Source organism: Paenibacillus cellulosilyticus (assembly GCF_003182255.1).
In the GTDB taxonomy this organism is placed as follows: domain Bacteria; phylum Bacillota; class Bacilli; order Paenibacillales; family Paenibacillaceae; genus Paenibacillus_T; species Paenibacillus_T cellulosilyticus.
This window is the reverse complement of the sequence record NZ_QGTQ01000002.1, coordinates 436,898-452,610: the sequence shown is the minus strand read 5'-3', so window position 1 is coordinate 452,610 and position 15,713 is coordinate 436,898. Positions and strand designations below refer to the sequence as shown.

Genomic DNA, 15,713 nt, shown 5'->3' with positions numbered 1-15,713 from the left:
GCAGAAGAGGAGCGAGAGTTCGAGATGAAGCGTAACGTTAAGCTTGCTGCTATTCCCGTTACCATCATAACCGTCGTTGTCGTGATTGCCGCAGTTACAGGCATTATGCTGCTGCGCGATCGCGACAAGGGCAAGGAGGAGAGTGCGACTTTGCAGCAGACGAATGAAGAGAAAGTCGGAATTGTAGACGTAGTTCCTAATACTGAGCAGGTAGGCCGATATGACAAATTCGAGCTGCTCGTTCACTTGAGCGAGACGTATAGCAATCCATATGATCCAGCCGAGGTTGATTTGAGCGCGACATTCCAATCGCCTACGGGAGCTGAATGGCCGATTAACGGCTTTTATGATGGAAGCGACTGGCGCATTCGTTTCTCGCCAAGCGAGACGGGAGACTGGAGCTACAATATTTCATTGAAGGACAGCGCTGGATCGTCCACTTTAGATGGCGGTAAGTTCGCTGTTACAGCGTCTGATCATCATGGCTGGATTGAAGTGTCGAAGACGAACAAACGATTTCTGCAGTACAACGACGGCACGTCGTTTTTTGGTGTAGGGGTTGCTTATCCGTGGGGGATTAATGAAACGATGCTGGATGTTCTCGTGAACAACGGCGTTAACTATATCACCTATTGGAATGGCAACTATGACAATTCGGGCAGCGGCGGCGGCAATGAACAGCTGGAGTCGGTTACGAGTGGAATTGGACGATATGATGTGGCCAAAGGAAAGCGGGTCGACGAGCTGCTCGACAGCTTCGAGAAGCGCGATCTGATCATGAATTTCGTCGTATGGCCGCATGATTCGCTCGCGGATAAGATTAACTGGCCAGCGACTTGGACGAAAAACGCTTATTCGGCGCTTGGCGAAGCCAAGGACTTCTATGCCAGCGATGCTGCATGGGCGTATCAAGAGAAGCTGTACCGCTATATGATTGCACGCTGGGGCTACAGCCGCTCGCTGGGCGTATGGGATCTCGTCGTCGAGGTGAACGGGACGGACGGCTGGCAGCTGGGGGATCAGGCGAAGGCGAATGAATGGCTGACGAAGATTCACGATTATTTTGCTAAGAACGACCCTTATCACAGGCCGACGAGCGCGTCGATGGCGGGTAATAAAGAGGATTACTGGGATCACGCGTATCAGACCGTTGATGTATCGGACCGTGAGAACTATTATGATATCGGACATGATGCTTTTGCCGAAGATATTCAGAAGCGTTGGGCTTCCTATGAGAAGCCGCTTATCATTGGCGAAACAGGTAACGTAGCGGATGTGAATGCTTATCACAATGCGATCTGGGTGGCATTGGCGAACGGGCTTGCTTCATCGCCGGTCTGGTGGGACATCGAGAAGGTTGACGAGCCGATGTTCGGACAAATGAAGGTGTTGTCGCAATTCGTTCATCCGATTGACTTCAATGAACAGCGGAAGCCTGTGAAGGCGAATGCGCCTAGCGTTGAGGTGCCGCTGCCATCGAGCATTCCGCTGATCGGTGAAGGCGAGGACAAGAGCAGTTGGTCCGTGCCGGACTGGGCGCCTGCTAACAAGGATGCGCAAGGTGTTGTATACGCAGCTGAAGTAACAGGTACCGGCGATGATAGAGTCGTAAGCGTACCGATGCGGTTCGCAACGGGCGAGTTCTCGCAAGGCTATTATGACAATTCCGGCGGGTTGTCGGATTGGAGAGGCTACGATGCTTTTGTCTTCGAGGTGAAGGCGGAAGGTGCAGGTGCGGACGGCCTGCTGGCGAAGGCGGTGCTTCATCCGACGGGCCAATGGACGGAAGCAGATGATGCCCAGTCCGTGAAGCTGAAAGCCGGCGAATGGACGACGATTACAGTCCCGTTGAAGGATGTGCCAGAGCACTACTGGCGGGACGCGACGATTCCAGAGGATGCGCTGGATACGATTGTCCGTTGGGGAGTCAAAGTATACGCCCAGCAGACGCCGAAGGAAGCAGAACCAGTCACGATTAGTGTGCGCCATCCGAAGTTGACGACGAAGCAGCCGAAGACGATCATGAAGGCAGAAAGCAGCGCGTGGCTCATGAAGGGCGAACAGCTGTCATATGGCTGGCAGATTGCTGCCGAAGGCAGTGTTGGCGGCCATACAGTGTCGATTCCGGAATGGGGATCAAAGGCTGCCAATGTGCAGTGGATCGACGCATGGACCGGGGATGTGCTGAAGGAAGAGCAGGTACAGCCTGACGCAACAGGCAGCTTGCCGCTGACTGCGCCGGCAACGGAGCGAAGCGACGTTGCGTTCCGGATATTCGACCAATGATCACGAAGTAACTCGCGAAGCATATTCGGATTTAAGTAATTGAGGTGACGGGTATGGAGCTGCAAGTATGGAATCATCGAGGCAATCTGGCCAATACGAAGCGGGCGATCGCGGAAGGTGAATTGACGCTTGGCTTTATCGGGGGCTCGATTACGGATGCTCGTCCTAGACATAATTGGCCGGAGCCGGTCATTGCATGGTTCGTCGACACCTATCCAGGTGTACGGATTGTTGTCGAGAATGCTGCGATTGGGGCGACGGGCAGTGATCTCGCCGTGTTTCGTGCGAAGCGGGATTTGATCGACCGAGGCTGTCATATCGTATTCGTCGATTATGCCGTTAACGATAATGACGTTCCGACGGAGCGAAGAACGCGGACGCGCGAAGGGCTGCTGCGCCAATTGCTGGCGGATGGAGAGCGCGACGTAGTGCTTGCGCATACCTTCTCCCAAGATATGTACGAACCGATGATGGCTGGCGAGCAGCCATCATCGGTTGCCGAGCTGGAGGCACTGGCTGAGCATTATTCGATCGGCTCGGTGTGGATGGGATTGTACGCGATGCGACAAGTACAGCGGGGGCTTATGCGCTGGGAAGAGTGGCTGCCGGATAATCTGCATCCTACCAATCGAGGAAGTCTAGCCTACGGAGAAAGTGTTATCCGCTACTTGAAACAAGAGCTAGCGGCTGATAAGGTGTTAACGGAATCGAGAGCAGCGCGTACACTCATCGAACCGATAAACTCGCTGCATTGGGGGAATGCGGTAACCATGCCGCTGACCGCTGCGCTAACGGAAGGTCCGTGGACGATTCGCCGCTGGCCGTATTATGAGTGGGTCGATCGCGTACTCGACACGACAGCGCCGGGTGCGCGGCTGACGATTCCGTTCGAAGGCCGCGGTATTGCGCTCGCTATCGATTTCGGCAAGGCAACGGCTGAAATCCGTTATCGGCTCGATGGCGGCGAATGGCGCGTGTACGAGCTGGAACGGCCAGATTGGAATGGCAATGATGGTTGGCTCCGTCTCCTAACGATCAGCGATGAGTTGACCGTAGGCGAACATCAGCTTGAGTTGGAGACGTTTCTAGGAAGCGGCACGAATAACAAAGGCACAAATCTGCGTCTCGCGATTATCGGGATCATCCCGTAATGGCAGATGGCTTCACATCTATGCAGCAGATGATCATAAATAGAGGTTCATAGAGAACCATACATGTAACGAGGGTGAGGATGACCATGGATAAGATAGCACTTAACGGCGAGTGGCAGCTGAACAATGAACGAACAGGCGAGCAATATGCTGCCCAGGTTCCCGGATTTGTGCAGAAAGATTTGATGAATGCAGGACTGCTTCCGAACGAGCAGCAAACGCTGTTTGAGCCTGTTGTGGAATGGGTCGAGCACGATGATTGGACGTATAGCCGATCATTCGAACTGTCTGAAGATCAGCTTAGAGCGGATGGGCTGGCGCTTGTATTGGAAGGCGTCGATACATATGCGGAAATTCTCCTCAACGGTCAAACGATTGGGCAGACCGATAATATGTTCATCGCTCATCGATTTGATATAAGCGGTGCTGCTCGGCTGCATAATGAGATGGTTATACGCATTGCATCGCCTACACGGTTTCTCCAAGAGAAGGAACGTGAATTCGGAGATCCGCTGCTGCTGTGGAATGGTATTCCTGCGAGATTGTTTGGGCGCAAAGCGCAATATGGTTATGGCTGGGATTGGGGGCCGCGCCTCGTAACGGTTGGCATTCATAAACCGGTGTATATCGAAGTGTTGGAGCGCTGCAGTGCGGATAAGCTGACGTACAATTTGACGCATATTAGCGACGAGCGGGCGATTCTGAACGTAACGGTCGCGGCTTCAGCTATTGGTGCCGACAGCCGTATCGCGAATATCCTCTGTCAGCTGTACGACGGTGATGCGCTGGTGGCAGAGACTTGCGAGAACGCTGTCGAGATCTCGAAAGACGGTACAGAGACAACGTTGTCGCTCATCATGAATAAGCCGAAGCGATGGTACCCAATCGGATACGGCGATCAGGCGATGTACACGCTGATGGCAGCGGTCACGGCGGATTGCAAGACGGCTGCATTGTCGCGTGAGATCGGTTTGCGTGAGGTCGAGCTGAAGCAGCCGTACGATAAGCAGGGCCGCAAGTTTATTATTGAAGTAAATGGCATTCCAATGTTGTGTAAAGGCGTAAACTGGATTCCGCTGACGCTCTATCCAGGTCTCGATACACGGGCGGATTACGCTGCTGAGATTGACGGGATCGTGGAAGCGAACATGAACATGATCCGCATCTGGGGCGGCGGTTATTACGAGAATCCAGATTTCTATGCGGAGTGTGACCGCCGTGGCGTGATGGTATGGCAGGACTTCATGTTCGCCTGCGGCGACTACCCAGACGACGATGCGTTCTGCGAGCTTGTTCGCAAGGAAGCACGTTACGTCATCGATACGTACAACCAACATCCGAGTATCGTGCTTTGGTGCGGGAATAACGAGAATCAGCATTTCGTCGAGAACAGCCGCAAGAAGCGCAAGAACGGTTACGGCGAGAAGCTGTACTTCGAGGTGCTGGACGAGGAATGTGCGCGTGACAAAATGCGTCCATATTGGCCGACGAGTCCATTCTCCTATTCGGTAGACGAAGGCCACAATGACAACGATTATGGCGATCAGCATTACTGGCAGGTATGGGGTCATGTCGCCCCTTATGAGAACTATCAGACCATTAACGGTCGGTTCTTGTCTGAGTTCGGCATGCAGTCTTATCCGTCCGTTCGGGTGCTTGATCAAGTAGATCGAGAAGCCGATCTGCGCCATGCGAAGTTCCAAGCGATTCAGAAAGCGCCGAACGGCACGCAGCGCTTGCTTTATTACACGGTTGGCGATTACAGGCTTCCAGCGAACAAGCGGGATTTTGTCTACGTCAATCAGCTTATGCAGGCGAATGCACTGCGTCTTGGCGTTGAGCATTGGATTGCGCGCATGCCGGATACGTCTGGGGCGCTGATCTGGCAGTGGAGCGATCTGTGGCCGTCGATCAGCTGGTCCATCGTCGACTATGATAAGGTGAAGAAGCCGTCCTACTATTATATGAAGCGGACGTTCCAGACGCCAAACGCGCTGCTGCGTGTTGTTCAAGGCGAAGAGCAAGCGGGCTTGTTCCTCGTTCATGAGAAGGGGGACTTCCGAGGTGAAATCGAAGTCTCTTTCTATGATATTGTGGACCAGCAGACCGTCCGTACTGATAAGCTGGAAGCGAATGGTTCCGGGTATCGGTCTACTCGCATCGGTACCGTGCAGCTAGGTGATCATGATCCTGCACGTATAGTTGTCTTCGTTCGATTGCTGCAGGATGGTCAGGTGCTGGCGGACAACTCGTATTTGATCGGCAAGCCTTATCAGCTCGAGCTGAAGCCTGCTAACCTGCGAATGGAGCAGCGTGAAGAGAACGGTGCGATCATCGTAACGATCTCAAGCGATGTATTCGCGAAGGATGTATGCTTGCCGAATCTTGCAGCGAAGCTGTCGGATAATTATTTCGACCTCCGTGCCGGAGAGGCGAGGACGATTCGAATTGAAGGTCTGCAGGCAGATGAAGTGCTAGTGCCAACTTGTTTGAATGATGCGGTGCGAACAGCGGAATATATATAGAGGTCGTTCAAAAAGGCCGCTTTCGATCACGAAGCAACACAAGAAGTGTATTCGGCTGGTGCTGAAAACCGAACTTTTTGAACATGCAATTTATGAGGTCGTTCAAAAAGTCCGCTTTCGATCACGAAGCAACACAAGAAGTGTATTCGGCAGCGAATCTCGCATGAAGCAGAGACTTCCGGTTCACTTTTTGAACACGCATATATAAGTAGAAAAAGTGATGAAGCAGCTGTGCGAGCATGAATGCTCACACGGCTGCTTTTGTCATGATATCCGCGGTAATGCTGTCGGAATGCGCGTCGGAAGTCGATTTATGTTTTGCGTTCGAGTCCTATTTCAAGTATGATGGAAAAAAAGAACTAATGCTAAGCGATAAGGAGCATCAAACGTATGAGTGCAAAAAACAACAATTGCAAAATCGTCGACTGCACGATCCGCGATGGCGGACTTGTAAACAATTGGGATTTCAGCGTTGAGTTCGTTCAGCATCTGTACAACAGCTTGAACGAAGCTGGTGTCGATTATATGGAGATTGGTTATAAAAACTCGCCGAAGCTGCTCAAAGGCGCAGATTCTGCTGGCCCTTGGCGCTTCCTAGATGATGACTTCCTCCGCAAAGTTATTCCAAACAAGGGCAACACGAAGCTGTCGGCACTCGTAGACATCGGCCGCGTCGATGAGAACGATATTTTGCCACGCAGCGAAAGCATGCTCGACCTGATCCGCGTTGCTTGCTACATCCAAGATGTGGACAAAGCGCTTGATCTGGTTAAAATTTTCCATGAACGCGGTTATGAGACGACGCTGAATATTATGGCGCTCTCGAACGTTATGGAGAACCAACTTATCGAAGCATTCCAACTCATTCGCGAGAGCGTTGTTGACGTTGTTTACATCGTTGACTCGTACGGCAGCCTGAAGCCTAACGATTACGTGTACCTCGTGAACAAGTTCAAAGAGCATCTGCCGAACAAACGTCTCGGCGCTCATACGCACAACAATATGCAGCTTGCATTCGCTAACACGATCATTGCAGCAGAGAGTGGCGTAGAGCTGCTTGACGCTTCCGTATACGGCATGGGCCGCGCAGCAGGTAACTGCAACACGGAACTGCTCGTTGCACATCTGCCGAACGCGAAGTACAACGTTCGCCCAGTCCTCGACATGATCGAGAAATACATGCTTCCGCTTCGTGAGAAAGAAGAGTGGGGCTACATCATGGAATACATGGTTACGGGTATGCTGGACGAGCACCCACGCTCGGGTATGGCACAACGTGACAACGTGGAGATGCGCGACCGCGTCGTAGAATTCTACGATCGTCTCACGACTCCAGAAATCGCACATAGTAAATAATGAATGCAAGAGGTCCCTGTGGGGGCCTCTTTTTTGTATATATAATTTGCATAAAAGGCAGGGCTGCCAAGCTATCGGGATAGAGGCGAGATATCGCCTCTAACGGAGGTCGAGGTGCCGGGTGGGCCGGATAGAGGTGGATAATCGCCTCTAATGGAAGTCGAACTGACGTGCAGGCTGGATAGAGGCGAAATATCACCTCTAATGGCGGGGCCGCCGATGTGTGAGTTGATTAGAGGCGATAAACCGCCTCTAAAGGTTCGCGGGCGGAAACATGAGCAGGATAGAGGCGAGAAATAGCCTCTATGAGTAGTCAGACCGAAGCTTCAATCCAAACAAAAAAGGGCTGTCGAGTGCGTCATCACCAAGGATGACAAATCCGACAGCCCTTTCTCACAAGCGCGCTATACCGTGACAATCTCGGAGTCATACCACTTCGACTGTACTTGATACATTTGCTCGTATTCGCCGCCAAGTCGCAGCAGCTCCTCGTGTGTGCCTTGCTCCACGATTCGGCCATGCTTCATGACGATAATGTGATCGACCGCTTTGCAAATACCGAGTCGATGCGAGATGAGCAGCGTCGTCTTGCCCTCCGCAATCTGGAGGAAATTCTCGAATACTGCTGCTTCGGTCATCGGGTCCATCGAAGCGGTAGGCTCGTCCAGCACGACCAGCTCAGCGTCGCGGAAGTAGGCGCGGCTGATGGCGATTTTTTGCCATTGGCCTTGCGACAGCTCGCGGCCGCCTTCGAACATAGGGCCAAGCATCGTATCGAACTGCTCCGGCAGTGATTCAATAATCTCGTTCGCGCCCGATTTGGAGGCGGCGACCTCCAGCCAGCTGTTATCCTGCAGACGGTCGAGCGCGCCGAAGCCGATATTGTCCCGAACGGTCGATTGGTAGCGGACGAAGTCTTGGAAGACGGCGGTGACACGTTTGCGCAGATCAGCTGGTTCCAAGTCAAGAATGTTGACGCCATCATATTCCACGGCACCCTCGGAGGCCGAGTAGAGGCCGAGAATGCATTTGGCCAGCGTGGACTTGCCTGCGCCGTTGTCGCCAACGATGGCGATTTTGTACCCTGGCGGGATATGCAAATTCACTTGATGCAGTGTCGGGAATGGCTGGTTTGGATATTGGAACGATAAATTGCGAATATCGATTCCCTTATGCAGCGGCTTGGAGAGCGGCAGCGCATCAGAAGGATGTTTTGCGCCTTCCTCAGGCGTATCCAAGAACGTGAACAGCCCCTGTGCGTACAGCACATTTTGATACATAAACGTTAGATTGCTGGAGATGCTCATCAGTTGTCCATTCACCGCGTTGAAAGCCTCAGTCAGCGCGACATACTGACCGATCGACAGACGGCCTTTCGTTCCGAGCCATGCCAGACCGACAATAAGAGCTCCGCTTAAGATACTGTTGAACGAATCAACGCCCCAGTTCATGGTGATGCCTTTCCGTTCAAGCTTCAGCTTCTGCTTGGCATTGAGCATGAAGGATGAACGCCATTGGTCGATCAGGTGGGAGGAGAGTCCGAACAAACGGATTTCTTTTGCCGCTTCGCGCCCAATCAACAGGTTGTAGAGATAGTTGACTCTGCGTGCAATCGCCGTCTGATTGAGCATTTGGATGAAGCGCTGCTCGCCGAGCCGCATGTTTACAAGCAACGATGGGATGACGAATAGGAGCAGTCCGACTGCGAGCAGCCAGTGGAAGCTAATTACAACAGCGAAGTAACCAATAACCGTCAGAGCGCTCTGAATGACGATGAAGGAGTTGTCGAACAAAATGAGGCTGTGCTGGCTGCCCATCGCACGATGAAACGAGTCGTAATAATCCGGTCGGTCAAAATAAACGAGTGGCAGACGCGTCGACTTGGCAGCCATTTGTTCTTCGATATGAGCCTGTATACGTAATTTAAGCGCTGCCATAATCATTTGCTCTAGTGAACGTATCGCCGCTGAGCCGATGGATAAACCGGTCTGAATCGCGAGGATGACGAGAACGTTCTTAAGTCCGGCACCAGCGGTGATGACTTCTGTAACGGCATTGACGAGTCGACTGACCAGATACATATGGATGAGCGGGATAATGGCGAGCAGCAGCCGGCATAATGCAGTCCCTATCAGTCCCCATCGGGCCTGCTTCCAGGATAAGGTGTAGATACGGAGCAGAGTGGACAGCAGCTGGGTTGTCCGTTTCCATTGTTCACGGCGGCTGAGACTTTGATCAGGCATCGGAATCGACATAGCATACCCCTTTACATCTCATATGGATGGATAATCCTATTAATTTGATCAGCAAGCGCAGGAATAGGTATGTTTCGACAGAGGAGAAGGGAAAGGAATCGTTTGGTATATTGTTAAGTATAATATTTCTATTAATGATTGACAACGATTGAAAGCAATGAACATTTTCTTTGTATACTACGGCTGTTGGTGAAATGGGGAAGAGTGCGTCAGAGTGTGTCTGGCATTTTTTTATTCATGAATACGCTTAAAACGGGTTGACACCCCATTCCTGGGCATGTTACATTGACCAATAGATTTTCCCAAACGAAAGGAGGATTACGTCCCATGAAACGCAACATTAACACTCACGTGCAACATCATAACAATCAGGACCGTAATCCATCCGCTTAACACGACTAATGTTCGTATAAGGCGCATTGGTTACGATCATGTAATCATGCGCCTTTTTTGCAGGCTTCGTCCAGAACGTATGTTCTGAACGGGGTCGGAGAGGCGTATCGCACACTTAAACTGCGATGCGCCTTTCTTGTTGTGCGAAGGTTGTGGCGGATGGACGCATAGGATCTTTGGCAAGGAAAGGATGAACAGCTGTTTATGTTCTCAGTATTACGCAAGCTAAGCTGGTTTTTTAAACAATATTGGAGGCGGTATACAGTAGCCGTTGTGCTGCTCATTATCGTCGGTATTTTTGAGGTTATCCCACCAAAGGTGCTTGGTTATGCCATTGACGGCATTACGCAGGGACGGCTGGGAGACACGACGTTTTATTGGATTATCGGGGGATGGATTGGCCTAACGGCTATCTGCTACGTCATCACGTACATATGGATGTACCAGCTGTTTGGCGGAGCTATCGTGCTGGAGAGGCTGCTTCGTTCGCGGCTTATGCGGCATTTTCTGCGGATGACGCCAACGTTCTATGAACGCAACCGGACAGGCGACCTGATGGCTCGTGCAACAAACGATCTTGGCGCTATCTCTACGACAGCCGGATTCGGTATTCTCACCCTGATCGACTCAACCGTGTTCATGTTGACGATTTTGTTCATGATGGTTGTACTCATCAGTTGGAAGCTGACACTTGCGGCGCTGCTGCCGCTGCCGCTGCTTGCTTTGGCGCTGAAATATTTTGGCGGCAGAATCCATGATCGGTTCATGAAGGCGCAGGACGCATTCGGCGAGCTGAACGACCAAGTGCTCGAATCGGTTGCAGGCGTCCGTGTTGTTCGCGCCTATGTGCAAGAGGAAGCAGACCGTGCGCGTTTCCAAGCAAAAACGGAGGAAGTGCTGGCGCGGAACATCGAAGTGTCTCGGATTGATGCATTGTTCGAGCCAACGAACAAAATTCTTATCGGCCTCAGCTATCTGATTGGCCTGTGCTACGGCGCTTATCTTGTATTTCACAGCGAAATTACGCTCGGCGAGCTCGTATCGTTCAATTTCTTCCTCGGTATGCTTATCTGGCCGATGTTCGCGATTGGTGAGCTTATCAACGTCATGCAGCGCGGCAACGCCTCGCTCGACCGTGTAGCGGAGACGTTGAACTATAAGCCGGACGTCACGGATGGAACGGATTTGGAGACGATGGACAATCCGGAGTCGATTGCATTCCGAGAGGTTACGTTCCGTTATCCGTCTTCGACCGTGAACAATTTGGAGGACGTGTCCTTCATGCTGCAGCAGGGTCAGACGCTTGGTGTCGTCGGGCGTACCGGCAGCGGCAAGACGACATTGCTTCGCCAGCTGCTGCGGGAGTATCCACTTGGCGAGGGTGCGATTGAGATCGCAGGCACGCCGATGGAGCGGATTGCGGTTGATCAAATGCTCGGCTGGGTCGGCTATGTGCCGCAGCAGCCTATCTTGTTCTCTCGTACGATTCGCGAAAATATTTTGTTCGGCGCGGAGGAAGCGACAGAGGCGGACCTGCAGCGTGCACTTGATCGCGCATCGTTTGCCAAGGATATAACGTTCCTGCCAAGCGGTCTTGAGACGCTCGTGGGCGAGAAGGGCGTAGCGCTCTCCGGCGGTCAGAAGCAGCGGGTCAGCATTGCGCGTGCGCTTATTGCGAACCCATCTATTCTGATGCTCGACGATGCGCTGTCTGCGGTTGATGCACGGACGGAAGCTGAAATTATTGAAGGCATCCGTACCGAGCGCGCCGGCAAGACGACGATCATCACGACGCATCGATTGTCAGCTGTACAGCATGCAGATTGGATTATCGTGCTGGACAATGGCCGCATAACCGAAGCTGGCAAGCACGAAGAGCTGCTTGAGCTGAACGGCTGGTACAAGGAGCAATATGATCGTCAGCAGCTCGAAGCGTTGGCGGAAGCGTAAGCAATTAGCAGATAAAGAAATGAAGGTGTAACCAATCATGCATGACGAAAAGCAAATGCAGCGGCGTCCGGGAACGGGCAAACGGCTCTTTCAATATGCGATGCTCTTCAGGAGCAAAATCATTATCGCGCTCGTTCTGCTTGCGCTCGCGGTGTGCGCTGAGCTCGTCGGTCCGTTCATCGCGCAGCGGATGATCGACCAGAACATTCTCAGCATCGAGAAGCCGTGGCATGAGGTAGCTGCGGGTACGACCGACTCGGCTGAATATGCGGGCAAGAGCTATAAGCGGGAGGACCGTCTAAATACGGATGAATCCAGCGGTGCTATTATTCACATCATTCAAGTACAACGTGATTATTACTTCGTCGAAGGCGATATGCCGTTCGATGGGGCTCGTGACATTACAGCTGACGGAAAGCTGGCGATTGTCTCCAAGGAAGGAGAAAGCGCATCATACCTGGCTGTGAAGCTGACGAAGAGCGAGCTGTATCATTTCTACAAGCCAGAGCTGCCGCGTCTTCTGAAGACGGCAGGCATGTACTTGGGCTTGCTCGTAATAGCAGCGTTCTTCACATACGGGCAGCGGCTCTTGCTGCTTACGACAGCGAATCGCATCGTGCAGCGTATGCGCGAGGATGTGTTCGCACATATTCAGCGACTGCCGGTTTATTATTTTGACAATTTGCCAGCAGGTAAGGTTGTCTCGCGGATTACAAACGATACGGAAGCGGTTCGCGAGCTGTTCGTAGCGGTATTGGCGAACTTCTTCTCCGGTATCGTGTACATGGTTGCCATTATCGGCGCGTTGTTCTTGCTCGACCCGCATCTCGCATTGATTGCGGTTCCGATCATTCCGATTCTCGTGGTGTGGATCATTCTATATCGCAGACGTGCAGGACGTATCAATGAGGCGATTCGGAGCAAGCTGAGCGACATTAACGGCATGATCAATGAATCGATCCAAGGGATGCCAATCATTCAAGCGTTCCGTCGTCAGAAGAAGACGATCGAGGAATTCGACGAGCACAATAAGGACTTGTTCAGCAATGCCAACAAGCTGCTGAGCCTGAACTCGCTCACCTCCCACAACCTAACGGGTGTGCTGCGGAATATCGTATTCATCACCGTATTGTGGACTTTCTGGGGCGGGTCATTGAGCACTTTCGTAACCGTTGGCGTTCTGTACGCCTTCATCGACTATATCAACCGGATGTTTACGCCGATTGTTGGCATCGTCAATCAGCTCTCGAACCTCGAGACGGCACGCGTATCGGCAGGCCGAGTATTCCAGCTGCTCGATGAGCCAGGTACAGATGTAACGGCAGGCAGTCTTCCGCGGAGCAAAGGCGACGTGAAGTTCGACAACGTCTCCTTCGCTTACAAAGAAGACGAATACGTCCTTCGGAACATATCGCTGGAAGCACGTCAAGGCGAGACGGTGGCACTTGTTGGTCACACGGGTTCGGGCAAGAGCTCGATTCTAAACCTGCTGTTCCGTTTCTATGATATCGAACAAGGAAATGGACAAATTCTCGTTGACGGTGAAGATGTGCGCGACGTACCGAAGCAGCTGCTTCGCCAGCATATGGGCATCGTCCTGCAGGATCCGTTCCTGTTCACTGGAACGATTGCATCGAACGTCAGTCTGGACAATCCGACGATCAGCCGCGAGCGCGTCATTCAGGCATTGAAGGATGTCGGCGCGTACGACATGTTCATGCAGCTGCCTGGCGGTATCGACGAGCCGGTTGTTGAGAAGGGTGCGACATTATCAGCCGGTCAACGCCAGTTGATCTCCTTCGCACGTGCACTAGCGTACGATCCGGCCATTCTCATCTTGGATGAGGCGACAGCGAGCATCGATACGGAGACCGAGTCGATCATTCAGGCGGCGTTGGATGTGCTCAAAAAAGGACGTACGACGTTCGTCATCGCTCACCGTCTGTCCACGATCCGCCAAGCCGATCAGATTCTCGTACTCGACCGCGGTCGCATCGTCGAACGCGGCGACCATGATGCGCTGATGGCGCATGGCGGCAAGTACTACGACATGTACCAGCTGCAGGCAGGTGCTGGCGGGAGTGCCAATGCAAATGCAAGTGTGTCGGAGCCGCATAATGAGCAAGCGGCAGCGGCTCATTCGCATTCCTAATAACAACAAACAAGCCACTGCAGGAAGCTGCGGTGGCTTGTTTGTTGTTGGGTTAATGGAGAAGGAATTTGGCGCCGAACCCTTTGCCCGATTGACGAGCAGCATGCAATTGCTCGTCGCTCGACCGATCGAGCAGGATTACATTTTCCGGATAGAGCTTGCCTAGTACGGCTCGCTGGATGAGAGGGTCGCCGCCTGTTTCAATCAGATGAATTCCCGCATCGGAGGTGACAAGTCCAGGCTGCTGTAATAATTCTTGTGCCGAATAGATGACGGGCTGGGCAGGTTCTTGAATGGCAGCAAGGGATGGAGCATGCTGCGAATTTGGCTCCGTATGATAAACGAATCGATGGCCTCTCAGCAGTTGACCTAGATCAACAGCAATGTTTGTGTCGCGAAGCTGCAGCTGGTATTGAAGCTGAACGCGATCCGTCTGACCATCCGTATGGAAGGCGTGAAGGCGCGCCTCAGATGAAGCATCCTCTTGCTGAGATGCTTGATGCTCGTTGAGTACGGTAGGTTCTCCTTGTCCGATCTGGCTTCTCGGAGCAGTATAGTAGTCGTCATAAGCATAGACGAATGCGACAGATGCTAACTGCTCAATGGGATCCGAGATACGATTGGAAGCTGTTGTGTAGACAGGGTACCAGCGAAGCAAGTATTTAGTTGTTGTTGCAAGATTACTGGTTAAGCTGGCCGGCAGGATCGTGCCTAGACGGTATTGGAAGCCGTATCCGACAGGGGCGAGCGAAGGGGCGAGCACGGCTTGTGCATAGCGGACGATGGATTGATGCGATACCTGCTTCACAAGAAGCTCGGTAAGAAATTGGGCACGTGCTTGCTCGGTATAGCGCAGTCCTTTGCCGCTGCTATCGGCGCGCAGCTCAATCGGCACCTCCTCCCAATTGTCGAATGGAAGAAGAGCATCGCGCAGCAGGACGATTTGATGCAAATATTCGTTGAATAGCTGCATGACAATAGGCCCGCCTAATGGACCCATCAGAAGATCGGTCACTCGCGGCGTCCACAAATGATGGTCACAGCGGCTTCTGATCAATAGACTGCTCAACGCCTCAGCGCTGCAGCGGCTGCGCGCCCATTGCTGAGAGCTGAACTCACGCGCCCAGTCGGCTAATCGTCTGCCGATTAAGTCCGCTTGCTTCGAGAGTTCAGTCCGAGATGTAACTTCACTGTCGGCTGAAGCGAGGGAGAGGACTGATTCACGACCGGATATGGCTAGACTTGCTTCAATATTGCGGTGCAGCGCTTCCGGGTCCGCGGCATCGCCGAGTCGGATCGAGATGACCTCAAGAAGCGTGTCTAGTTCACGAACGATATCTTTTGCATAATAGATACCGGGCTGCAAATCCCAGTCACATTCTCCTTGATGCGATAGTTGTAAGCTGTCTGCAGGAGGATTGTCGGCTGCAAGCTGATCAACATTGATTTGATTTCCCCACACGATGTGCTGCTCGCCTATTGCTGCGCGATATGGTGTCATTGTAAGGTACCTCGCTTTCAGTTTTTTCTAGAATAGCAATCGGGGAGATTCATGAATAGTACGCACTTTAAGGAATGGGAGTATCCTTTAGGAAAGTGACTATGTCGAAAGAAACTGAAGCTGTACGCCCTGTGCTAGTGGAAT

Annotated in this window: 8 protein-coding genes; 6 read left to right on the top strand and 2 right to left on the bottom strand. The window is 52.4% G+C overall.

Going from position 1 to position 15,713, the window contains the following annotated elements; all coding sequences use genetic code 11:
* The first annotated feature begins 24 nt into the window (after positions 1 to 24).
* From DFQ01_RS04540 to DFQ01_RS04525, 4 genes are all read left to right on the top strand, one after another.
* Positions 25 to 2,286, top strand: coding sequence for a DUF5060 domain-containing protein (locus DFQ01_RS04540; protein ID WP_110042681.1), 2,262 nt, complete (start codon positions 25 to 27; stop codon positions 2,284 to 2,286).
* Positions 2,287 to 2,339: 53 nt separating this feature from the next.
* Positions 2,340 to 3,437, top strand: a complete 1,098-nt coding sequence (locus tag DFQ01_RS04535) for an SGNH/GDSL hydrolase family protein (protein ID WP_110042680.1) — start codon at positions 2,340 to 2,342, stop codon at positions 3,435 to 3,437.
* Positions 3,438 to 3,523: 86 nt separating this feature from the next.
* On the top strand, positions 3,524 to 5,962 hold the full coding sequence (locus DFQ01_RS04530; RefSeq protein WP_174812554.1) for a beta-mannosidase: 2,439 nt from the start codon (positions 3,524 to 3,526) through the stop codon (positions 5,960 to 5,962).
* Positions 5,963 to 6,352: 390 nt separating this feature from the next.
* Entirely contained in the window at positions 6,353 to 7,318 is a 966-nt protein-coding gene (locus tag DFQ01_RS04525; RefSeq protein ID WP_110042678.1) for an aldolase catalytic domain-containing protein, read from the top strand.
* A 404-nt stretch (positions 7,319 to 7,722) separates the two neighbouring features.
* Here the strand turns inward: DFQ01_RS04525 and DFQ01_RS04520 are convergent, their stop codons facing one another.
* A complete protein-coding gene (locus DFQ01_RS04520) occupies positions 7,723 to 9,573 on the bottom strand; it encodes an ABC transporter ATP-binding protein (RefSeq protein ID WP_110042677.1) in 1,851 nt (616 codons plus the stop codon).
* 597 nt (positions 9,574 to 10,170) lie between these two features.
* Between DFQ01_RS04520 and DFQ01_RS04515 the strand changes: the two genes are divergently transcribed.
* A complete protein-coding gene (locus DFQ01_RS04515) occupies positions 10,171 to 11,916 on the top strand; it encodes an ABC transporter ATP-binding protein (RefSeq protein ID WP_110042676.1) in 1,746 nt (581 codons plus the stop codon).
* Between the two features lie 37 nt (positions 11,917 to 11,953).
* The gene (locus tag DFQ01_RS04510; protein WP_245946524.1) at positions 11,954 to 14,068 is read left to right on the top strand and encodes an ABC transporter ATP-binding protein; all 2,115 of its coding nucleotides are present in this window, start codon (positions 11,954 to 11,956) and stop codon (positions 14,066 to 14,068) included.
* Positions 14,069 to 14,120: 52 nt separating this feature from the next.
* On the opposite strand, the gene DFQ01_RS04505 is transcribed toward DFQ01_RS04510, so the two are convergent.
* Positions 14,121 to 15,569, bottom strand: a complete 1,449-nt coding sequence (locus DFQ01_RS04505) for a hypothetical protein (protein WP_110042675.1) — start codon at positions 15,567 to 15,569, stop codon at positions 14,121 to 14,123.
* Between the last annotated feature and the right edge of the window lie 144 nt (positions 15,570 to 15,713).